Origin of the sequence: Paraburkholderia sp. EG286A, from assembly GCF_040965375.1 — a bacterium.
GTDB lineage: Bacteria > Pseudomonadota > Gammaproteobacteria > Burkholderiales > Burkholderiaceae > Paraburkholderia.
On record NZ_JBFRCB010000012.1, the window covers coordinates 19,559 to 40,996 of the forward strand.

Consider the following 21,438-nt stretch of genomic DNA (forward strand, 5'->3'; position numbering starts at 1 on the left):
CTAGAGGATGGATCGGATTTTAGGAATTCGGGCTGCCCCGCTTTTTTGTATTAGGCAAACTTATTGTCAGTGAGCGCAAATGCTCATCCAGTGTGCGCACGGCATCGGGCGCGGCATCATGCATTCCAGTGTGTCGCCGGAGGCTGCAGGGCAAATGCGCTGGCCATCCACGGAGCGATCATGAGACGTACGCAGGCGCCTATCGATCTGAACGCATTGCAGGCCTTTCTGGCCGTGTGTGAAACCGGCTCGATGACGGGTGCGGCAAAGCAGCTGGGTGTCAGCCAGAGCGCAGTGAGTCAGGCGATTGCCGGGCTCGAACGCGACCAGGGCATCACGCTCTTCGACCGCGAGAGCCGGCCGCCGCGCCCGAACGTTGCGGGCCGCGCGCTGCTCGAACTGGCGGCGGCGCTGCTCGAGCACGCGCAGATGGTGAGCACGCGTATCGGCGATGCGTCACATGCGGGCATGCTGCCGGTGCGCCTCGGTTGTGTCGATTCGTTCGCGGCGACCGTTGGCCCCGAGCTCATCCGCGCGGTGGCCAGCTCGGCGCGGCAGATATCGCTCTGGTCGGGACTCACGCCCGGCCTGAGCAAGCAGTTGCACGATCGCGAGCTCGATCTCGCCGTCTGCACGCAGACGGCGCTCAACGATGCGCGCATCGTGGAAATACCGCTCTTTTCGGAGGCGTTCGTCGCGGTCGTCTCGCGCAGCTGGCTTGCGGAGCACCGCAACGCGGACTGGCGAGCGCTCGCGCTGGAGATGCCAATGATCCGCTACACGGCGCGCTCGGTGATTGGCCAGCAGGTGGAGCGCTACGCAAGGCACCTGGGCATCAACAGTCCGCGGCGCTATGAATTCGACGCGACAGATCCGCTTCTGAGCCTCGTCGCGGCACGTCTGGGATTTGCGATATCGACGCCGCTTTGCCTGTGGCAGGCGCGGCACTATCTGCCGGAGATCGCGGTGCTGCCGCTGCCGGCGGGGCGCCTTGGCCGCCGCGATTTCTTCCTGCTGCATCGGCAGGGCGAGTGGGAGGCGTTTGCGCGCGAGATGGTGACGCTGACGCGTCGGGTGCTGGATGGATCGATCCAGCCGGCGTTGGCCCGCGCGTTGCCGCAGATGCCGACCGACGCGCTGCAGTGAGGCGCTGCACAACGGGGCCGCAAGTCGGAGAGAGGACGGATGAACGAACTATTCACGCTGCAGCGCGGCGAGGCGCCGCTGGTGCTCTCGATTCCGCATCTGGGCTCGCACATCCCCGAGGCGCTGCGCCCTGTCTATACGGAAGCGGCGCTCACGCTGGCCGACACCGACTGGCATCTGGACCGTCTCTACGCATTCGCACGCGAGATGGACGCGACGGTGATCGGCGCGCGGGTATCGCGCTACGTTATCGATCTGAACCGCCCGCCCGGCGACGAGAGCCTTTATCCCGGCCAGACGACGACGGGGCTGTGCCCTGGCGAGACTTTTCGCGGCGAGCCGCTCTACCGGCCGGCAAGCGCGCCCGGCGAGGCGCAGCGCGCCGAGCGGGTCGCGCGTTACTGGCGGCCGTATCACGCTGCCCTCGCGGCGGAACTGGCGCGCCTGCGCGCGCGGCACGGCAACGTGCTGCTGTGGGAGGCGCATTCGATTGCGAGCAGGTTGCCCCGGCTTTTCGACGGCAAGCTGCCGGATCTGAATCTCGGGACGCAGGACGGACGTACGTGCGCGAGCACGGTTCAGCAGGCGGCCGTCGAGGCGATGGCGGCGAGCGGCTCGACATGGATTGCGAACGGCCGCTTCAAGGGCGGCTACATCACGCGATGCTTTGGCGCACCGGCCCACGGCATTCACGCGATCCAGCTGGAGATGTGCCAATCCACCTACATGAACGAGACTGCGCCGTTCGAATACGTGCCCGAGCGGGCGCAGGCGATGCAGCCGACGCTCGAACGCATGGTCGGTGGCGCGCTCGAAGCGGTGCAGCGTCTCGCCCCCGTTTTTGCATAAGACATTCTGATGATCCAGCGTAAGCGTGCGTCCCGTTTCAGTGCAGGAGCGCACTAGCGGCAACAACCGCACGCACCGCTAACGAACAACGCGCCGCGCCGCAATTGTGCGGGCGACAAGGGAAACGCCGAGGTGCGCCCGGAGTGTTTATCAGCGGGAACTTTTGATTCACATCGTTAAACATGGCACGAAGGTTGCGTTGAATAATGCGGTCGCCTGGCACTTCAATCGGCGGTGCCGGGCGGATAGATAAAGATGGACAGAAACTGGATGGGCATCTTGATCAACCGCTCGGGGCCGTGAGGGATATCGGCCTGGAAAGTGAGCGTGTCGCCGGGATGAAGGACGTAGGTTTGCTGGCCATGGCGGTATTCGATCACCCCCTTGAGCATATGGATGAATTCGGTGCCGGGGTGTTCGAAGGTCGGGAAGCGTTCCGCCTCGTCCTCCATGGTGATGAGGAAAGGTTCGAAAGCTTTGCGCGGACCCTGGTCGTAAGCGAGCAGATGGTAGGTGTGTCCGCGCTTGGTGCCCTTGCGGACGACCTCCATGCCCGTGCCTTTCTTGACGAGCTGCGCGCCGCCTTGCGGCACGTCGAAGTTGCGAAAGAGCGTGGAAAGGGAGACGCCGAGCGCCTGGGCGATGCGGTGCAGGACGTCGAGTCCGGTCGAGGTCTGCGCGTTCTCGATCTTCGAGAGCATGCCGCGGCTGATGCCGGCTTGTTCGGCCACCTGCGCGATGGTCAGCGCGTGGCGCTGACGCAGGTCGCGAATGGTGGCGCCCAGAAAGCGTTCGAGCGCAATTTTGCTCTCGTCCCCAGTGTGCATGATCGGCCTCGGTAGGAATGCTTGACGCGTAGCTGACCGGCACGCAGCGGCGCGCGCCGGTTGTTTCACTGCATGAAGCATTGTTGCATGGGGGGAAAAGGAGTTCCAGACGGAGCGCGTAACAAGGGATGCCTGACGAGTGCGTAATGGTGGGTGCGCATGAGCGCCCCGAACGATGGTCAGCAAGTCCCCCGAACCGGCCCAGGCGCGATGCGCCCAGCCTCTTTCAACCGCAAACTGAGTTGGTGCAAGGAGTGACGATGAATCTGAACGACGCGAGTAAGCTGCCGCTCAGCGAGCCCGGAAGCGTGCCCCGTTTCGACTCGGCAGAAAACGCGCAAGGCTGGCTGGCTCAGCAGGGCGTGAAATACGTTTTGGCGCAGTTCGTCGACATCCATGGTGTCGCAAAGGCCAAGTCGGTGCCGGTCGCTCATTTGAAGACGGTGCTCAAGGCGGGTGCCGGCTTCGCCGGATTTGCGATCTGGGGTGTCGGCATCGAGCCGAACGGCCCCGATTTCATGGCCGTCGGCGATCTCGCGACGCTCACGCCCGTTCCGTGGCAGCCGGGCCTCGCACGCATCGTCTGCGACGGGCACGTGAACGGCGAAGCGTGGCCATTCGATTCGCGCGTCACACTCAAGCGCCAGGTAGCACGCCTGACCGAGCGCGGCTGGACCCTTTTCACGGGGCTCGAGCCGGAATTCTCGCTGCTGCGCCGCTCCGCTAGCGGAACCCTCGAACCGTGCGACCCCAGCGACACGCTGGCGAAGCCGTGCTACGACTATAAGGGGCTGTCGCGCACGCGAGTGTTCCTCGAGCGGCTCACCGAAGCACTGCGCTCGGTCGGCATCGACGTCTACCAGATCGACCACGAAGACGCCAACGGCCAGTTCGAGATCAACTACACGTACACCGACTGCCTGACGTCGTGCGATCACTACGTGTTCTTCAAGATGGCCGCGTCGGAGATTGCCAACGAGCTAGGCATGATCTGCTCGTTCATGGCGAAGCCGTTCGCGAACCGTCCCGGCAACGGCATGCACATGCACATCTCGATTGGCGACGGCACGCGCAATCTGTTCGCCAACGGCGCCGACCCGCTTGGCATGGGCCTGTCGAAGCTCGGCTACCAGTTCACTGCCGGCATTCTTGCGCATGCCCCCGCGCTCACCGCGCTGTGCAATCCGACCGTCAACTCATACAAGCGCCTCGTGGTGGGCCGCTCGCTCACCGGCGCGACGTGGGCGCCGGCCTATGTGAGCTATGGCGACAACAACCGCTCGACCATGGTGCGCATGCCCGGCGAGCGCATCGAACTGCGTCTGCCGGACGGCTCCTGCAACCCGTACCTCGCAACGGCCGCAGTGATTGCCGCGGGGCTCGACGGGATCGACCGGCAACTCGATCCGGGCGCGCCGGCAAACGAAAACCTTTACGAGTGGTCGTCGGAGCAACTTGCCGGGCACGGCATTGCGGTGTTGCCGCAAAACCTCGAGCAGGCGCTCGACGCGCTCGAGGCGGACACACTGATCTGCGAGGCGCTCGGCCCCGTGGCGGGTGAGTTCCTCAAGCTCAAGCGCATGGAGTGGCTCGAATACATGCGGCACGTGTCCGACTGGGAACTCAAGAGCTACCTCGAATTTTTCTAAGGAGAACACACAATGTGTGGAATCGTAGGGTTGCTGGTGAAGACGCCGGCGCTACGCGAGCGGCTCGGTGAGCTGATGGTGCCGATGCTGATCGGCATGACCGAGCGCGGACCCGATTCGGCGGGGCTTGCGGTGTTCGGCAGGGAGGTGGATGCGAGCCAGCGAAAGTTGAGTCTCTACGCTGGCTTCACGGACGAGGGCGCGCAATTTCCGTGGGTCGCACTCGCCGACGCACTCAATCACGACATGGACGTCACCGCGCGCTTCGACGTGAAGGGCAATCACGCAGTGCTCACGCTTCAGGGCGATGCGGAGCGCGTCAAGGTGTGGTTGCGCGAGCATTATCCGAAGCTCTATCTGCTTTCCACTGGACGCTCGATCGATCTCTACAAGGACATCGGCTCACCGGCCGAAGTGGCCGCACGCTATGACTTCGCGAACCTCAAAGGCTCGCACCTCGTTGGCCACACGCGCATGGCCACGGAATCGGCCGTCACGCCGGACCGCGCGCATCCATTCACGGCGGGAGAGGATTTCTGCCTCGTGCACAACGGATCGCTTTCAAACCCGTATGGCGTGCGCCGCAAGCTCGAGCCGCTCGGCATCCACTTCGATACTGACAACGACACTGAAGCCGCGTGCCGCTTCATCGAATGGCGCCTGCGCGAGGGCGATGCGCTGCCCGAGGCGCTGCAAAAAGGCTTCGAGGAGCTGGACGGCTTTTATACGTTCCTGATGGGCACGACGACCGAACTCGCGCTGATCCGCGATCCGTTCGCGTGCAAGCCGGCCGTGGTCGCGGAGAACGAAGACTACGTAGCGATTGCCTCGGAGTTTCGCTCGCTCGCGCATCTGCCCGATATCCGCAACGCGAAGGTCTTCGAACCCGCTCCCGAGGAGATGTACGTATGGAAAGCCTGAATTTCGACCTCGAGACGCAGACGGTCCGGGACCTGAACCAATACCTGCACGGCGACGCAGCGGCGCTGGCGGGGCAGCGCATCGCCGTCACGTCGCCGAATGGGGCACACAACATCGCCGTGGGCGTAGATGCCGACCTGCATGTGACGATCAAGGGCCACGCGGGCTACTACGCCGGCGGAATGAACCAGCAGGCGACGATCGTGATCGAGGGGAGCGCCGGCACGGGCGTCGCCGAGAACATGATGAGCGGCGAGGTCCATGTGCGCGGCTTCGCCTCGAACGGCGCGGGCGCCTCGGCCCACGGCGGACTGCTCGTGATCGACGGCGATGCGGGCCTGCGCTGCGGAATCTCGCTCAAGGGCGGGGACATCGTGGTGGGTGGCTCCGTGGGCAGCTTCTCGGCCTTCATGGCACAGGCGGGCCGCATGGTGATATGTGGCGACGCGGGCGACGCGCTGGGCGATTCGCTCTATGAAGCGGTGCTCTACGTGCGCGGCGAAGTGAAATCGCTGGGGGCGGACGCGCAGTACGAACCGATGAGCGACGCCGATCTCGACGCAGTGCGCGTGTTGCTCGCGGCTGCCGGGCTGAATCACGATGCGTCGTCCTTCAAGCGAATCGCCTCCGCCCGCACGCTCTATCACTGGAACGCCGACGCGAACCAGGAATATTGAACACACGCTCTCTGAGAAGGTTCCCCATGGATGCCAAACCCGTTCAATTCGTTCGTTTGCAGCACGAAGAGTCGCATGGCTACGACCGCAAGACGATCGACTATATCCACTCGGCCGCACAGCGAGGTCTCTATGAGATTCGCGGTCTCGGCGCGAAGCGCCACGTGCCGCATTTCGACGACTTGCTGTTTCTCGGCGCCTCGCTGTCGCGCTATCCGCTCGAAGGCTATCGCGAGAAGTGCTCGACCCAGACCGTTCTGGGCACGCGCTTCGCAAAGAAACCTGTCGTGCTGGATATGCCGGTCACGATTGCGGGCATGAGCTTCGGCGCACTGTCCGCCAACGTCAAGGAGGCGCTCGGGCAGGCCGCAACGGCGATGGGCACGTCCACGACCACCGGCGACGGCGGCATGACCCAGGAGGAGCGCCGCTCGTCGAAGACGCTGGTTTATCAGTGCCTGCCGTCGCGCTACGGCTTCAATCCGGACGACGTGCGCCGTGCCGACGCGATCGAAATTGTGATCGGCCAGGGCGCAAAGCCGGGCGGGGGCGGGATGCTGCTCGGACAGAAAGTCAATCCGCGCGTGGCGGCGATGCGTACCTTGCCGGCCGGCGTCGACCAGCGCTCGGCGAGCCGTCACCCGGACTGGACCGGTCCTGACGATCTGGCGATCAAGATCCAGGAACTGCGCGAAATTACTGACTGGAACACACCCGTGTATGTGAAGGTCGGGGCGACCCGCACGTTCAATGACGTCAAGCTCGCCGTCCATGCTGGCGCTGACGTGGTCGTGATCGACGGCATGCAGGGGGGCACCGCTGCCACCCAGACCTGCTTCATCGAGAACGTCGGGATTCCGACGCTGGCCGCGGTGCGCCTGGCGGTGGACGCCCTCGAAGACCTGGACATGAAAGGGCAGGTCCAGCTGATCGTGTCGGGCGGCATTCGGACCGGAGCCGACGTAGCCAAGGCGCTGGCGCTTGGTGCAGACGCCGTCGCGATCGGGCAGGGCATGCTGATGGCACTCGGCTGCAATAGCGACAGCTACTTCCAGAACGGCGCACTGCATTCGGCGGCTGCCGACTACGCCGCGCTCGGCACGTCGCCGGGCTTCTGCCACCACTGCCACACCGGCAGATGCCCCGTTGGCGTGACGACCCAGGACGCCGTTCTCGAGCAGCGCGTCCAGCCCGACGAGGGTTCGCGCCGCGTGCGCAATTACCTGAAGACGCTGAACATGGAACTGACGACGATCGCGCGGGCCTGCGGGAAGCAGAACGTGCATCACCTCGAGCCCGAGGATCTGGTCGCCCTGACCGTGGAAGCCGCAGCGATGGCACGCGTGCCGCTCGCGGGCACTTCGTGGATTCCTGGCTGGAGCAATTAATTTTAGTTAGCCGCAATTTTTTGACTCTGGGAAAGTTAAGCACACTCGACGTCGAATCCCCAATCTTTCAGGAGCCCTACATGAGTACGCAAAGCACCACACAGGCAGCGCCGGCATCGTCAACCGGCCTGCGTGCCGGTACTTTAGGTTTTGCCGAGGTGATTGGCCAATCTATCGCCAACGTTTCGCCAACCTTTACGCCCTCGATCAACGTGACCGCGATCGCGGCGCTGGCAGGCGCGGGGACCTGGCTGATTTATGGCCTTTCGACGCTCGGGTTGCTGCTTGTCAGCATGAGCATCATCGCGCTCTCCAGCCGGATTGCCACCGCCGGGTCATTCTTCATCTATATTTCGCGCGCGCTCGGGCCGATGGCAGGGGGCATGGCCGGCTGGGGGTTGATCGCGGCGTATATAGGCACCGCGATGGGGGTAGGCGCCGCAGGTGTGGTATTCGTGCAGAATGCTTTCTCCTCCTGGGGCATCAACGTCCCGTCGTGGGCGATATACACGGTGTTCATCGCTCTCGCATGGTTCTTCTCCGCACGCGACGTGAAGCTTTCCTCGCGCCTCTCACTGGCAATCGAGGCAGCTTCGGTGCTGATCGTGGGCGGCGTGCTGATCTACGTGCTCGCCCTGCATCCCGACCATATCGTCGACCACACGCAGTTGAGCCTGCAGGGCGTGAGCGGCAAGGGCATGGCACAGGCCATGGTGCTGGGCATTTTCTCGTTCGTGGGCTTCGAAAGCGCTGCCTCGCTTGGCCAGGAGACCCGCGACCCGCTACGCATCATCCCGCGCGCCGTGGTCTGGAGCTTGATCCTGTCGGGTGTCTTCTTCATGTTCGTCGCGTATTCGATGACGATCGCCTACCACGACGATGCAGCCAAGCTCGGCGCCGACTCGGCCGTGCTTACCACGTTGCTGACGAGCGTCGGCGCCTCGCCGCTCGGCCCGGTGTTTTATCTGATCGCCTCGGTCAGCGCGTTCTCGTGTGTGCTCGCGTGCATCAACTCGTCGAGCCGCCTGCTGTATTCCATGGGACGCTACCAGTTCGTGCATCGCTCGATGGGGATGGTTCACCGCACGCACCAGACGCCGTATCTCGCCGTGGCATTTTCGTCGATCGTGACCTTCGTCGTGTGCATTGCGATGGTTGGCACCGGTCCGCTCAATACCTTCGGTTACACGAGTACGTTCGCCACCTTTGGCTTTCTGGTTACCTATTTTCTCGTCGCAGTTTCCGCGCCTCTCTATCTGAAGAAGCTGGGCGTGCTCAAGCCGGTCAACGTGCTGTGGAGCGTGCTTGGCGCGCTGGCGATGGTCGGCGCAGTGATTGGCAGCGTCTATCCGGTACCTGACTATCCGTATAACATACTGCCGTATCTGTTCGTGGCGTACATGCTGGTCGGCACGGTCTGGTTGCTCATGCTGAAGAAGCGTTCGCCGCAGGTGCTCGAGAAGATCGAACACGATCTGGAAACCAGCGACGTGATGACTCACGGCAAAAAGTAAATGACTGAACCGCGCTCCGTGGACCACCTTTCCGCACCGGCTGCGGACCGGAGGTCGGTCCATGCAGCCGGGACGGCCATTGCTCCTCGCGAAGCGGATCCTCAGGAAGTCGACTTGCAGTTGCAGCCCGAGCGCGGCGAATGTGCCGCGCTTGAGATCGGCTGCGTCTCCCGCCCGGCGCGTCTGCGTGGGCAAAATCGCGTCAACGAAGACTATTTCGGCGTGATGCTGGGCGACCTTGCTGCGCGCGCCGCGCGTGGCAGTGTGATTGCGCTGGCAGACGGTGTGAGCGGAAGTCAGGGTGGCCGGGTCGCGGCGGAGCTTTCGGTGCGTACCTTCATCGATGCGTATTACGGGCTACCCGAAACGCTCCAGCCCAGCGTGGCCGCTGCGCGTTCGCTAGAGGCGGTGCACGGCTGGCTGCACCACATGGGCCGCGTCGATCCAACGCTCAAGCAGATGGCCGCGTCATTTGCGGCGCTGGTCATACGGCGCGCCACAGCGTATCTGGTAGCGGCCGGAGATGTACGGCTCTATTTGCTGCGCGACGGGCAACTGGTACAAATCGGCGAAGATGACATTGTGCCGGTTGCTTTTGGTTCGTACGTGGCTCACGCCGTTGGCATGAACCCGGCGCTCGTGACCCGCTTCGAAACGTTCGAATTGCGCGATGATGATCGCCTGCTATTGTGCTCGGACGGTCTTTATCGTCATGTGCCAGTGCGGGAACTGCAAACGGTGCTCGCGACGCGCATTGGCGCGCTCGAAACTGCGCGCCGACTCGACGCGCTGGCACTGGCGCGCGGCTCCCAGGACGACGTGACGAGCGCGGTGATCGACGTCGGCAGCCTGCCTTCGCTCGACGTCGGCTACCTGGAGCGAGTGATCGGCATGCTGCCGATTCTCGCCGTGCCCGACGCCGGTGACGTGATCGATGGATATCTGCTCAAGAGCGTGCTCAGCGATGGCTTCTATTCGCGGATCTTCGCCGGCTACGATCTGGCCGATCCGGACACGCCACTGGCGCTCAAGTTTCCTAAACCGCGCGTCGAGCAAGACGAGAACATACGCCAGTCGATCGTGCGTGAGCGGTGGCTCGCAGGCAAGGTCGGCGACGTCGGCGTGCTCGCGCCGCTGCCTGTCGACGCCAATCGGCAAACCCGGCTTTATGTGGTGATGCCGCTCGGCGCGGGAGTCACGCTCGAAAAGTTGCTTTCGGCGCCCGAGCCGATAGGCCTGCCGCGCGCAATCGGAATTGCGCGGCAATTGGGCCGCTCGATCGACGCGCTGAATCGGCGCAATGTCTTCCATCGCGATATCAAGCCGGAGAATGTGCTGGTGATGCAGGACGACAGGACATGCCTGCTCGACCTGGGCTTCGGTTATATGCCCGGTATGGAGCTACCTGGCCCAGCCTCAGCGCCTGGCACACCCGCGTACATGGCGCCTGAGTTGATGAAGGGTGCGCAAGGCGATGCGCGTTCCGAGGTATTTGCGTATGGCGTGACGCTGTACCGGCTGTTCAGCGGTGGCAAATTGCCATACGGCTTCAATGGCCGCGTGCCTCTTTACCAGTATCGGCTTGACGCACCGCACTGGCTTGACCTCGTGCTGGAGAAAGCACTTCAGCCCGATCCCGCACGCAGATATCAGGACGTACTCGCAGTCTGCGCCGATCTGGAGCGCCTTTCGAGCGGTCAAGGCGCGATGGCTCCGGTTCGACGCAAGCCCTTGCTCGAGAGCGAACCGGTGCTGTTCTGGCAGGGGGTCTCCGTTTTGTTGCTGGCGCTGCTGCTGTGGTCGCTGATCCGGCGATGAGCTTTCGCGTTTGCGTGCAGACAGATTGAACCGCGAAAGCCGTCGGTCATTCTGTGCGACCACCAGTGTCTCCCGGTCAGATCGATCTCTCCGATCTAGCCGAAGGTGATCGCGGATTAACGGTGTATATCGTAGTCCAGACTAATTGTGATCGGCCGGCTTTTTTAGGACTTATACTCGCGTCATCGGCAAGATAAGAAGGATTATCTTAATTGGGTCTTCGTGTGCTGATTGCCGATGTGTTCTACATGGTGAGCGTTCAAGTAGGTAGCCCTACTGTTGCGATACGAAGACTTATCCTAATAGTCGCGTGCGCATCGGCATTTTCAAGATTCCGCAAGCGCGATCGACGACTGGATACGCTTCCCTTCGGGGGCAGCTAGCAATTGAGCAAAACCGAAGAGAGCTAAGATCGCGCTGCCGATATTCGACGGTCGGGGGGCATGGCAGCGTTCAAGGAACGTAGCAGGCAATTCTCAGACGCCCGAGACCCCGTGCGCCATCGCTTGCCAAAACGCTTGCATTTCGGACGCCCCGCCATCGTCCGAAATGCAGTACAGTGACTCAGGCAGCAAGCGCGAAAGCTGTGATCATTCACAGGGAGAGCTGCAATGGACGGCTTCGGAATGACTTCAGAAATCAGCGATTTTCTCGTACTGGCCGCCGCCCTTCGGAATGTGGCTGTGGACACCGGATCTATCGATCGGAAGGCTCTGCTCGCCGAAATCACCCGATTTATCGATTTGTTGGAACGCGCTGTTTCAGACAAGCCTGCATGTCGAAACCGTACCTACGAGGCTCGCATACTGCTTGCACAGGATCTTCCTCTCTGCGCATTGGACCAGATCGATGCATTGCTCGTCAGTTGCGTCGCACAGCGGACGCCACAGCCTCTTTTTACTGGCCCCGCTTTTGCGCGCCAGTACAGCTAGTGTCATTAGCGCAGCCGGGCTTCCAGCGAAGATACCCGCACGTTAGCTAGGCAACGGCCAGTAAAGCGTATGTGGAATTGGCCGCATTCGGCGGCATTACGGACGTGGATCGTTGACAATGTCTTCCTGGCCAAAGGCTGCGGTTGGCCGAGACCGTGTAAGAACACGCAGAACACCCTACCGGCGACGCCCGGTTGGGAGCGCGATTGCGCTGAGGCGGCACACGGACAGATAGCGTAATTGCATTTACCGACGAATAGCGTCGGCGCGCGAGTTCAAGGGTTTTGTCGCATGAGCGGCGGGGACGATAGAATGCGCGTCTGACGAATGGCACTGATCCGATGATGAAGAAGGCTCCGAGGCCGCGAACGACCCTTGCCTCAGGAATTGCAAAGGTTCTGAAGCGATTGCACTATCCGCTCGACGTTATCCTGATGTGCGTGCGCTGGTATGTCGCCTATGGCCTGAGCTTGCGAAATCTCTAAAAGATGATGGCCGAGCGGGGCATCGATGTCGATCATTCAACCGTGCACCGGTGGGCAATCAAGCTGTTTCCCGTTCTTGAAAAAGGCGGTCCGACGTCGCAAGCGTGCAGTCGGCAGGAGTTGGCGGGTGGATGAGACGTATATCAAGGTCAAGGGGCAGTGGTAGTATTTGTACCGCGCCGTGGACAAGACGGGGGATACGATCGATTTTCTACTGCGCGCCCACCGTGACAAGGCTGCGGCGAGGCGCTATTTTGAGAAGTTGATCGAGCAGAACGGCGAGCCCGAGGTGGTGACCATCGACAAGAGCGGAGCGAATCTCGCTGCGCTTGAGGCCATCAACGCCGAACGCGAGACACCGATCAAGGTTCGCCAGAACAGGTATCTGAACAACATCATCGAACAGGACCATCGGGCGATCAAGCGCCGAATCCACCCAATGCTTGGGTTCAAGAAATTTCGCTGTGCCCGCATCCTGTTGGGCGGCATCGAAACAATGCATATGATCGTCAAACGGCAAATGGACGATGGTTGCATCGGTCAGACTCCCGCGCACAGCAATTCTATTCATTGGCCATATAAGTAGTCCGTATCATATTGGGATTGGCCGTTTCCTCAGTCTTACCGCGACAGAGCTTGCGTGCAGCGGAAGCGTCTTGCCGACGCATTGGCGGCGTGCTGTTCCTGCAAGGCGGGTGTGTGCGTGCGGTACGCGACGGCCAAGCTCGTACACCATGCGCGTTCCGCCTATCCACGTGCTGGTGAGCGCTTGCGTTTCCATCAGTTGCGCGAGCGCGCGGTACACGCGCGCCAGGCTACATTGCTCCACGTCCTTCGCGATGCGGCGAAACACCTGGTCGGCGCTCAGGTGCTCACGGGGCGCCTCATGAAACACCTTCAGCACGGCCACGCGGCTGGACGTGGGGCACAGGTGCGCTTTCTTCACATCTGGATAGACCGTTCTCAACGCGGAAAAACGTGTCGGCAAAGCCGACAGTTTGCACGAATACGCCGCCGCTTCAACGCGGCGATGCCGGCACGGCCGCCGCGTCGAGCGGCAGTTCCGGCTCTTCGATCACTTCGAGCGACTGCGAGCGCGTTTCTATACCGAACGCGCGCACGATAATGGCCTGCAGCACAAGCAGCGCCGCCACGCTGAATGCCACGTAGCGAATACCGCCCGCCTCGTATAGCAGCACGGTAATACCTGGCGCGCAGAACGACGCAATGCGCCCGAGCACTGCACAAAAACCGTTACCGCGCAGGCGGTAGCGCGTACCGAACAACTCGGGGATATAGCAGGCCACGGCGAGCGCGACGATCGTATACAGGCAGCAAAACAGTAGAAAGCCGATGACGGAAGCCATGAGCGGTGAAGTGGAGAACGCGTAGCTGGCGCCCATGAGGCCGCCCAGCACCGAGGCGATGGCGATGCAGCGGCGCCGCCCGAAGCGGTCCGCGCACAGCACGCCAATGCCCGCGCCCACCGGGCCGCCCAGCGACATCACCATGCTGTAGCCGAGCGAAGACGAAAGGCTCAAGCCCTGCTTGAGCAGAAAGGTGGGCACCCAGGTCACGAAGCTGTAAATCGCGATGCCGATCACGACCGAGATGGTCGTGCCGACCAACGTGCGTGCGCGCACGTCGCGCGAGAACAGGACAGAAAGCGGAGGCGCGGGTTCGCTCGCGAGCGCACTGGCCGCAGTGGTAGTGGTCGCGGCAGCGACCGAAGCGCCGCCAGGCCGGTAGTGCTTGCGGTGCACGGACTCCTCGATTTGCGTGACGATCCGATCGGCCTCCTCCAGCCGGCCCTCGGCCGCGAGCCAACGCGGCGACTCGGGCATTGACTTCCGCGCCACCCAGACGAGCAGCGCGCCCGAGCCCGAAATGAAGAACATCGAGCGCCAGCCCCAAAGCGGAATCAGGAAGAAGCCCACGAGCGACGACACGAACAGCGCGCTGTTGGTCACGAGCGCGAGCAGTGCCGAATAACGCCCGCGATGTTGGGGCGGCGTCATTTCAATGAGCGTGGAGTAGCCCACCACGATTTCCGCGCCGAGGCCGATCCCCATCACGAGCCGCAATGCGATGAGCCACGGCATGGAGGTCGCCAGACCACCCGCCACGGAAGCGAGGCCGAACACGAGCAGGTTCGCCTGATACGTGAAGCGGCGGCCGAACCGGTCGCCGAGCAGCCCCGCCAGCGTTCCGCCAATCGCCATGCCGATGAAGGTGCTCGAAATGAAGTACCCGTTGAGCGTGAGATTCGACATGCCCGTGTGCACGAGCGCGCCGAGCACGGAGCCAGCGAGCGTAATGTCGAAGCTGTCGAAGAACATGCCGGCCGCGATGAGCCAGAGCATGCGGCGGTGAAAGCCGCTGAGTGGCAACGCGTCCAGACGCATGCCGATCGATGCTGTTGATGCCACTGCTGTCTCCAATTTTGTCGTGGTCCGGCAAGGAAAGCCGTCCTTTCTCAGCGTCTGTACGCTTTCAGCCCTCTTCGGCGATAAACCGCGTGCGCAGCGCGTCCCACTCCTGAGCGCCCATGCGGGCGAAGCGCGCCTTCGCGTCGAGGCCGTCGATGGGCGGCGGCGGCACGCCGGATTGCGCGAGCGCCGCCAGTTCGCGCTCGCACGTCTGCATCACGCTAGCCAGCAGGAGGCTCGGCAGGATCGCGAGCCGGTATCCCCAGGCTTCGAGGTCGTACAAGGCGACGTTCGGGCTCTTGCCACCGCGCACGATGTTGAAAAGGCACGGCCCGTTCACGCGGCGCGTGACGGCGGCGATCTCGTCGAGGTCACGCGGCGCTTCGACGAAGGCCAGGTCCGCGCCCGCAGCAAGCGCGGCGTTCGCGCGGGTGACCGCTTCGTCGAATCCCAGCACGGCGTTCGCGTCGGTGCGAGCGATCACCACGAAATCAGGGTCGCACCGTGCCGCAGTCGCCGCCCGGATCTTCGCAACGAATTCGTGCTGCGTCACCAGTTTCTTGCCATCGAGATGGCCGCAGCGCTTGGGCGACACCTGGTCCTCGATGTGGATGCCGGCCACGCCCGCCTGCTCATAGGCGCGCACCGCCCGCGTGACGTTGAGCTCGTTGCCGAAGCCGGTATCCGCATCGGCGATCAGCGGCACGCTTGTGCACGCAACGATGCGCGCGGCGTTCGCCACCATCTCGGTCATCGTGAGCAGACCGTAGTCGGGCAGGCCGTACGAGGCCGAGGTGCCCGCGCCTGTCATATAGAGCGCCTTGAAGCCGGCCTGCTCGGCGAGGCGAGCCGTGACGCCGTCGTAGACGCCGGGCGCCACGAGCAAACCGCCCGCGCTCAGGTACTGGCGCAGGCGGGTCGTGGCGCGTGGGGTGAGTGGGGAAGTCAAGTTCGTGTCTCCCTGGCGCGGCGGGCTGCGCCGCGCCTGAACCGGTTGGCTTCGACGAAGTTCAAAGTGCGGGTGCCGGCACGGCAACCGGCGTCCACTCGCGCAACTGCATGCCCATGTCCGCGGCCTGGCGGCGTTCGTAAGCCTCGAAGGCCGCGCTGCGATGACTGCCGCGCAAACCGCCACGTACCGCGCCCGCGCGCACGTCGCCGAAATACTCGAGCCAGTTCTCGGGCAGCGGCTGCGCGCTGGGCACGGCAAGCCACAGGCGCAGCAAATGGCGCTTGAGGTCGGGCTCCTCGTAGTCCTCGAAACTCGTGCGCGAATGAATCATCACGTAATTGTTGAGCAGTTGCAGGTCGCCGCGCTCAAGCGACATCGAAAAACAGAAGTGCTCGTCGGTCATCAGCGTGTCGAGCAGGTCGAGCGCCTCGACTTGGGCGTCGGTGAGCCGGGGAACGTCGTCGAAATCGCGCTGCGCCGCGATCACGTTCTTGCGGTTCGTGCGCATCGCGAAGCACTGCGGATGATTGCCGATGATCGGGCAGCAATAGTACGGCGGCTGTGCGGGGTCCTGCGCGCCCTGATAGCTGAAGTAGAAGGGCCCGCGCAGCACTTCAGCGAGATCGGGGCGCAGGCGCTGCATTTCTTCATACACCGCCATCGAGCTGACCACCTTGCTCTCTCCGCCGCTGCGCGCCGTGCGGCGGCACAGCAGCGCCACGACATCACAGGAATCCATATGAAAATCGAGTGAGGCGTTGGTGTTGTAGCCGCGGCCATTGGTGACCTTGTAAGTCGAGCCCACGTCGCGCACGTCGTTGAGGATGTCGCTCGCACGGTTCTGGGTGCGTGCCACGCCCATGTGCAGACCAATGCCCCAGTAGGCCAGGCGCGTTTCCTCCTCGGTCCAGCGATCCACCGGGAAACCCTTCACGAGGCACATGCCCCAACGGCCCTGCGTCGTCGCGATGGCGCGCTCGAGTGCATCACGAGCCGCTGCGCTGAGCGGGAAATCCTCCTGCGTCATATCGAGCAGCGGGAGGTTCACGCGCTTCGCATGCGCGAGCGCCGCCTCGACGCCGTCCACTTCCTCCGCGCTCAGGGGCTGGGTCCACGAGGGGTCGTGTGCGGCATCCGCCGCAAGCCACGGAAGGGATTGGAACGTGCTCATCGATGCGTCTCCGTCTTTATGTTTGCTGGGAATGCCGTTGCGACTCGCTTTCTGGATGCGGCCGCCTGCGGCGGCGCCGTTCAGGTTGAAAAAAGTATAGGACTGGAGGATATTGAACAAAAGTGACTTTATTTCAATTCATAGATAAGGATTTTTGATGAAGCTGGAAGCGTTTGCCACGCTCGATGCAGTCATTACCGAAGGCTCATTCGCGGCGGCGGCGGCCGTCATGAATCTCACGCCCAGCGCGGTCAGCATGCAGATGAAGCATCTGGAGCAGTACCTGGGGCAACAATTGTTCAACCGCGCGGGCTTGCAGGTGCGCCCCACTGCCATGGCGCACCAGGTTCGCGACGCGATGCGCGGCAGCCTCCAGCAGATCGACGCCATGCGACGCCGCAACACGGTTGCCGTTGAGGGCACGGTGCGGCTGGGTCTCATCGAATCGATCCAGCCAGTGCTGCTGCCGGGCACGATGCGGCTGTTGCGCGAAGCGCACCCTGCACTTCAGTTGCGTCCGCAACGAGGTCGCAGCGTTGGACTCACCGATGATGTCAAGGCCGGCAAGCTCGACGCGGCGGTCGTCGCGCAGCCGGAGAAAGGACGGCTCGCCGGGCTTACCTGGGCGCCGCTCCTGCAACGCGAGCTTTTGCTGATCGCGCCGCCCGGCGAAACGGGCGCGCACAGCACCGCGAAGGCCATACTCGAACGCTACGAGTGGATCCGCTATGATCGTGGCACCGCGAGCGGCGCGATGGCCGCGCGCTATGTGCGTGGTGTGGCGCCCGACAAGCGCAGCGCGCTCGAACTCGACAGTGTGACGGCAATCGTGGCGATGGTGAGCGCGAGGCTCGGCGTGTCGGTCGTGCAACTCATGGACCCGACGCTCGTGGAGCGCTACCCCGTCAAGGTGATGCGACTCGGCGCGGGCGCACCGACGCTGCAGATCTCCGTGGTCATGCGCAAGGGCGACGAGGACCGCCGCGCGCTCCAGGCCGTGCGCGACGCGATGAAGCGCGTGGTGCAGCGCGCGACCTAGACATCATGTATGGACCTGCCGCACCTCAAGGTACGCGGATTAAGCTTGAGGTCGGTTACTCCGCGGCTCAGAGCCGCATTGAGGGGGCAGGTCATGAACAAGTTTAGCAAGTACGTGGGCCTGGATGTACATCAGGAAACGATTGCTGTGGCGGTCGCCGACATGGGCGGCGAGGTGCGCTATCGGGGCGAGATCGTGAACACGCCCGAGACCATTGCGAAACTCGTTGGACAGCTCAAGCGTGGCACGGGACGACTGACGTTCTGCTACGAAGCCGGACCCTGCGGCTACACCATTTGCCGACAGTTGCGGGAGCTCAGGCAGGACTGCCAGGTCGTAGCGCCGTCGCTGATTCCGAAGAAGCCGGGCGAGCGCGTCAAGACCGACCGGCGCGATGCCCTAAGTTTGGCGCGCCTGCATCGAGCCGGCGAATTGAGCGCCGTATGGATTCCGGATGAGGCACAGGAGGCGCTGCGCGATCTGACCCGAGCGCGTGAGGACATGAAGCATCTGCAACGCCAGGCCAAGCAGCGGCTGCTGTCATTTCTGTCGCGCCATGGCCATCGCTACGCCGGCCGCTCCAGATGGACGAAAGCGCACTGGCGCTGGCTCGAAGGCATCAAGTTCGCCCGGCCGGAGCAACAGATCGTGCTGCAGGAATATATCGACACGGTACAGGCCTGTGGCAGGCGCGTGGCCAGCCTCGACCGCGAAGTCGAGACGGCGGCGCAGGCCAGCGCGCTGTGGCCAGTGATCGAGGCGTTGATGGCGCTGCGCGGCATCAGTCTGCTCACGGCTGTCACGGTGCTCGCGGAACTGGGTAACCTCACACGGTTTGCCGACGCGCCCCAACTGATGGCCTATCTGGGCCTGGTGCCCAGCGAACACTCCAGCGGCAAGCGCGAGCGCCGCGGTGGCATCACCAAGACCGGCAACAGCCATGTCCGCCGGATACTCATCGAGGCAGCATGGACCTTTCGTCATCCCGCACGGAAGACCGCGATCCTGCAGCGGCGCGCAGAGCGTAGCCCCCGAAGTGCAGGAGATCGCCTGGTCGGCGCAAAAGCGGCTCTGCCAGCGCTTTCGAAGCCTGATGGCACACGGCAAGCTCAAGAACCAGGTCTGTACCGCCATTGCGCGAGAGCTCGCCGGCTTTATCTGGGCTATCGGGCAACACGTCGTCCCCCTCAGCCGGGCTTATCGGGCATGAGATGTTAGTTGAGCACGCAACAGGATCTTTGGGCCAGGACTAGGCAACGGTGGGAGAACCCTCGCGCTAACACTAGGAGGCAACTGGAAACAGCACAACCCTCGAAACTAGATTGAGGCAGCTCCCCGACGTTTCGTTTGTCATGGAGACCGCGCCAAAGCGGGGGCGAAAACGGGTTGCAGCGAGTATGGCCGATCGGAGGTCTATAGTGGGTCAATGGACTCCGACCCTTCCGATCTGCCTTCAGTCCTCCAGTTGCGAATCAGTCTGCGCGGCGTCAGCCCGCCGGTCTGGCGGCGAGTGCTGATTCCCGAGCAGGTCACGATTTCGCAACTGCATCGTGTGATGCAACTCGCCATGGGCTGGAACGACGAACACCTGCACCGGTTCATCATCCGCAGCTGGCGTTATGGTGGACATCGTGACGGCGCGTTGCAGTTCTTCGACGGCCCAGACACCCTGTCGCTGGCGGCGTTTGGCCTGCACGAACATGAGCGCTTTGCCTACGTGTACGATTTCAACTCGTGGTGGTTGCATGACGTGCGCGTCGAACGTCGAACGTGCAACCTGCGGTCAAGACCAATACCGCGCTGCGTCGCGGGCGCCGGGGGCTGCCCGCCCGAAGACGCCGGAGGTCCGAAGAGGTACATGAACGCTATGGAGGTTCATGGCGAGCACGAATTTCTCGAGTGGATTGAGACTTTACGCGAAGGCCTGATTGACGTGGACGATCTGCGCATCGAGGCCGACGAATTGTTGATCTGGCTGGATCGGCATTTCGACCGTCGGGCGGCGAATGAACGCCTGCAGACGCTGGCGCGGTAAGCTAACCGCCCGGGCGATGTGCCCAGCGGAGCCCGTCATGCAGATCAGTGTGCAGATTGCGGTTCAGACGGACGTCGACGAGCAGCCGACTATCACTGAGATTGCCCACTGGCCCAACAGCGCCTTTGCCTCATCAAGATGCAAGCCAAGTGAGCCGGGGTTGCCCGGAAGAGCGTGTGTCCGGAGTGCGGCTCGCCTCTGACCGTCAAGGGCCACCATCGCCTGGTCTACCGCTCGGTGTTTGGCCGGCTATCGATCGACAGCCCGCGGTTCTATCAGTGCCGGTGTTCTGGAGCAGGGCGCCGGTCCCTCAGCCCGCTGGCCATTTGCTTGCATGAGCGGACGAGTCCCGAACGGCAGTATTTGCAAGCCAAATTTGCCGCGCTGATGTCCTACGGGCTGACAATCCGGGTACTGGAGGAGGTGTTACCGCTTGAGCATGTGCTTGCGGCCACCACGATCCGCAGACGCGTCGCCGGACTAGGCCGCCGCCTTGAGAGTTCGAAGCCGACGGTCGCCGTCGAGCAACCACTCTGCGTCGATCTGCCTGCTCGCCGATGCGCTATTCCTCAATACAGTTCAGTACGCGCCGTGGGAATTGACGGCGGATATATCCGGCTGGCCGGACACAGCAGCCGGCAGGACGGCTGGTTCGAAGTCATCGTGGGGAAATCGCTGCGCGACGACGGTGGCGGACACAGTTTTGCGTACGTTCATACACTCGAGCACGCGCCCGCCGATCGGATGCTGGCGTTTCTCGCCCAAGAGGGCGTCGGTGCGGACCAGCCGGTAACTTTCCTGTCCGACGGCGGCGACATCGTGCGCCGCGCCCAGCTCAACTTTGGCGACTGTGGCGAGAGAGTACTCGACTGGTTTCACGTCGCCATGCGGGTACAGAATCTCGAACAGGTGATCAAGGGGTTGCCGGACCGCGACATAGGGCCGTCTGTCGGCGCGCTGATTGATGGGCTGCACAGCGCAAAGTGGCACCTCTGGCACGGCTGCCCTTATCCGGCGCTGCAGCGGCTTGAAAGCCTAGGCTGGGAACTCGTCGCGGTTGGCAGTCCAGCGGAGACCAGGCTGCTGGCCAGACTGGAGGAGTTCGTCGGTTACATCGAAAATAACCGGAGCTATATTGTGAACTACGGAGACCGCTACCGTCACGGCGAGCCGATCACCTCGAGCTTTGTCGAATCGGCGGTCAACCAGGTGGTCAGCAAACGCTTTGTGAAGCGGCAGCAGATGGCGTGGCGGCCGGCTCTCGCGCATGCCCTTCTGCAGGTGAGGACGGCGGTCCTGAATGAGCAGTTGCGATCACAGTTCGAGCGATGGTATCCGACGCGCGAGGTCAACAATCACGCTCACAATATCGCGGCATAGTGCCCCCGATTTGGCGCGGTCTCCGTTGTGAGAGCTTCCCTATCCCCGGGAAATGTGGCCTCATATGTGCGGAGCTGGCCAACCATCGGATCGACGGTTTCCGGAGTGCTGACCCCGCTACTGACTCAGTTCACGAGTGTGCAGGCGGAGTACAGACTGAAATCTCGCATTGACCGCAGGCCAAAGTCGAAGCTATTGTTTTGGGGCCTCTAGTTCCTTCCTTGGC

General features: G+C 63.0%; 16 protein-coding genes and 3 pseudogenes. 14 read left to right on the forward strand and 5 right to left on the reverse strand.

The window, feature by feature from the left end; translation table 11 throughout:
• Nucleotides 1-180 precede the first annotated feature (180 nt).
• Nucleotides 181-1,146, forward strand: a complete 966-nt coding sequence (locus AB4Y35_RS37480; protein WP_368708412.1) for a LysR family transcriptional regulator — start codon at nucleotides 181-183, stop codon at nucleotides 1,144-1,146.
• Nucleotides 1,147-1,185: 39 nt separating this feature from the next.
• Nucleotides 1,186-1,995 carry an N-formylglutamate deformylase gene (hutG, locus tag AB4Y35_RS37485; protein ID WP_368708413.1) on the forward strand — a complete coding sequence of 270 codons (810 nt, stop codon included), beginning with the start codon at nucleotides 1,186-1,188 and terminating at the stop codon, nucleotides 1,993-1,995.
• 224 nt (nucleotides 1,996-2,219) lie between these two features.
• Here the strand turns inward: hutG and AB4Y35_RS37490 are convergent, their stop codons facing one another.
• Nucleotides 2,220-2,822, reverse strand: coding sequence for a helix-turn-helix domain-containing protein (locus AB4Y35_RS37490; RefSeq protein ID WP_368708414.1), 603 nt, complete (start codon nucleotides 2,820-2,822; stop codon nucleotides 2,220-2,222).
• Between the two features lie 260 nt (nucleotides 2,823-3,082).
• Here AB4Y35_RS37490 and glnT point away from each other — a divergent pair, with 260 nt between their 5' ends.
• The 8 genes and pseudogenes from glnT (at nucleotide 3,083) to AB4Y35_RS37530 (ending at nucleotide 12,788) form a co-directional block, all read left to right on the forward strand.
• The gene (glnT, locus tag AB4Y35_RS37495; protein WP_368708415.1) at nucleotides 3,083-4,471 is read left to right on the forward strand and encodes a type III glutamate--ammonia ligase; all 1,389 of its coding nucleotides are present in this window, start codon (nucleotides 3,083-3,085) and stop codon (nucleotides 4,469-4,471) included.
• A 12-nt stretch (nucleotides 4,472-4,483) separates the two neighbouring features.
• Entirely contained in the window at nucleotides 4,484-5,392 is a 909-nt protein-coding gene (locus AB4Y35_RS37500; protein WP_368708416.1) for a class II glutamine amidotransferase, read from the forward strand.
• Entirely contained in the window at nucleotides 5,380-6,069 is a 690-nt protein-coding gene (locus AB4Y35_RS37505; protein ID WP_368708417.1) for a protein glxC, read from the forward strand. The genes AB4Y35_RS37500 and AB4Y35_RS37505 overlap by 13 nt, the downstream gene beginning before the upstream one ends.
• A 26-nt stretch (nucleotides 6,070-6,095) precedes the next feature.
• On the forward strand, nucleotides 6,096-7,457 hold the full coding sequence (locus AB4Y35_RS37510; RefSeq protein WP_368708418.1) for an FMN-binding glutamate synthase family protein: 1,362 nt from the start codon (nucleotides 6,096-6,098) through the stop codon (nucleotides 7,455-7,457).
• A gap of 80 nt (nucleotides 7,458-7,537) precedes the next feature.
• Nucleotides 7,538-8,971: an APC family permease gene (locus AB4Y35_RS37515; RefSeq protein ID WP_368708419.1), complete on the forward strand. Its 1,434-nt coding sequence runs from the start codon at nucleotides 7,538-7,540 to the stop codon at nucleotides 8,969-8,971.
• A gap of 114 nt (nucleotides 8,972-9,085) precedes the next feature.
• Complete coding sequence (locus AB4Y35_RS37520) at nucleotides 9,086-10,789, forward strand: protein kinase (protein WP_368708420.1); 1,704 nt, start codon at nucleotides 9,086-9,088, stop codon at nucleotides 10,787-10,789.
• A 611-nt stretch (nucleotides 10,790-11,400) separates the two neighbouring features.
• A complete protein-coding gene (locus AB4Y35_RS37525) occupies nucleotides 11,401-11,721 on the forward strand; it encodes a hypothetical protein (protein ID WP_368708421.1) in 321 nt (106 codons plus the stop codon).
• A gap of 344 nt (nucleotides 11,722-12,065) precedes the next feature.
• Nucleotides 12,066-12,788, forward strand: a pseudogene (locus AB4Y35_RS37530) (IS6 family transposase).
• 10 nt (nucleotides 12,789-12,798) lie between these two features.
• Here AB4Y35_RS37530 and AB4Y35_RS37535 read toward each other — a convergent pair.
• From AB4Y35_RS37535 to AB4Y35_RS37550, 4 genes are all read right to left on the reverse strand, one after another.
• On the reverse strand, nucleotides 12,799-13,152 hold the full coding sequence (locus AB4Y35_RS37535) for a transcriptional repressor (protein WP_368708422.1): 354 nt from the start codon (nucleotides 13,150-13,152) through the stop codon (nucleotides 12,799-12,801).
• A gap of 73 nt (nucleotides 13,153-13,225) precedes the next feature.
• Nucleotides 13,226-14,635, reverse strand: a complete 1,410-nt coding sequence (locus AB4Y35_RS37540; protein ID WP_368708423.1) for an MFS transporter — start codon at nucleotides 14,633-14,635, stop codon at nucleotides 13,226-13,228.
• Nucleotides 14,636-14,699: 64 nt separating this feature from the next.
• Complete coding sequence (locus AB4Y35_RS37545) at nucleotides 14,700-15,584, reverse strand: oxaloacetate decarboxylase (RefSeq protein WP_368708424.1); 885 nt, start codon at nucleotides 15,582-15,584, stop codon at nucleotides 14,700-14,702.
• A gap of 61 nt (nucleotides 15,585-15,645) precedes the next feature.
• Entirely contained in the window at nucleotides 15,646-16,758 is a 1,113-nt protein-coding gene (locus AB4Y35_RS37550; protein ID WP_368708425.1) for a TauD/TfdA family dioxygenase, read from the reverse strand.
• Nucleotides 16,759-16,915: 157 nt separating this feature from the next.
• Between AB4Y35_RS37550 and AB4Y35_RS37555 the strand changes: the two genes are divergently transcribed.
• From AB4Y35_RS37555 to AB4Y35_RS37570, 4 genes and pseudogenes are all read left to right on the forward strand, one after another.
• The gene (locus tag AB4Y35_RS37555) at nucleotides 16,916-17,797 is read left to right on the forward strand and encodes a LysR family transcriptional regulator (protein ID WP_368708426.1); all 882 of its coding nucleotides are present in this window, start codon (nucleotides 16,916-16,918) and stop codon (nucleotides 17,795-17,797) included.
• Between the two features lie 93 nt (nucleotides 17,798-17,890).
• Nucleotides 17,891-19,007, forward strand: a pseudogene (locus AB4Y35_RS37560) (IS110 family transposase).
• Nucleotides 19,008-19,223: 216 nt separating this feature from the next.
• A complete protein-coding gene (locus tag AB4Y35_RS37565; protein ID WP_368708427.1) occupies nucleotides 19,224-19,832 on the forward strand; it encodes a plasmid pRiA4b ORF-3 family protein in 609 nt (202 codons plus the stop codon).
• A 37-nt stretch (nucleotides 19,833-19,869) separates the two neighbouring features.
• Nucleotides 19,870-21,212: pseudogene (locus AB4Y35_RS37570) on the forward strand (ISKra4 family transposase).
• Nucleotides 21,213-21,438 lie beyond the last annotated feature (226 nt).

Excerpts from the sequence above, each read along its gene's own strand:
- AB4Y35_RS37480 (WP_368708412.1), top strand. The coding sequence starts at position 181 with ATGAGACGTACGCAGGCGCCTATCGATCTGAACGCATTGCAGGCCTTT.
- hutG (WP_368708413.1), top strand. The coding sequence starts at position 1,186 with ATGAACGAACTATTCACGCTGCAGCGCGGCGAGGCGCCGCTGGTGCTC.
- AB4Y35_RS37490 (WP_368708414.1), bottom strand. The coding sequence starts at position 2,822 with ATGCACACTGGGGACGAGAGCAAAATTGCGCTCGAACGCTTTCTGGGC.
- glnT (WP_368708415.1), top strand. The coding sequence starts at position 3,083 with ATGAATCTGAACGACGCGAGTAAGCTGCCGCTCAGCGAGCCCGGAAGC.
- AB4Y35_RS37500 (WP_368708416.1), top strand. The coding sequence starts at position 4,484 with ATGTGTGGAATCGTAGGGTTGCTGGTGAAGACGCCGGCGCTACGCGAG.
- AB4Y35_RS37505 (WP_368708417.1), top strand. The coding sequence starts at position 5,380 with ATGGAAAGCCTGAATTTCGACCTCGAGACGCAGACGGTCCGGGACCTG.
- AB4Y35_RS37510 (WP_368708418.1), top strand. The coding sequence starts at position 6,096 with ATGGATGCCAAACCCGTTCAATTCGTTCGTTTGCAGCACGAAGAGTCG.
- AB4Y35_RS37515 (WP_368708419.1), top strand. The coding sequence starts at position 7,538 with ATGAGTACGCAAAGCACCACACAGGCAGCGCCGGCATCGTCAACCGGC.
- AB4Y35_RS37525 (WP_368708421.1), top strand. The coding sequence starts at position 11,401 with ATGGACGGCTTCGGAATGACTTCAGAAATCAGCGATTTTCTCGTACTG.
- AB4Y35_RS37550 (WP_368708425.1), bottom strand. The coding sequence starts at position 16,758 with ATGAGCACGTTCCAATCCCTTCCGTGGCTTGCGGCGGATGCCGCACAC.
- AB4Y35_RS37555 (WP_368708426.1), top strand. The coding sequence starts at position 16,916 with ATGAAGCTGGAAGCGTTTGCCACGCTCGATGCAGTCATTACCGAAGGC.
- AB4Y35_RS37565 (WP_368708427.1), top strand. The coding sequence starts at position 19,224 with ATGGACTCCGACCCTTCCGATCTGCCTTCAGTCCTCCAGTTGCGAATC.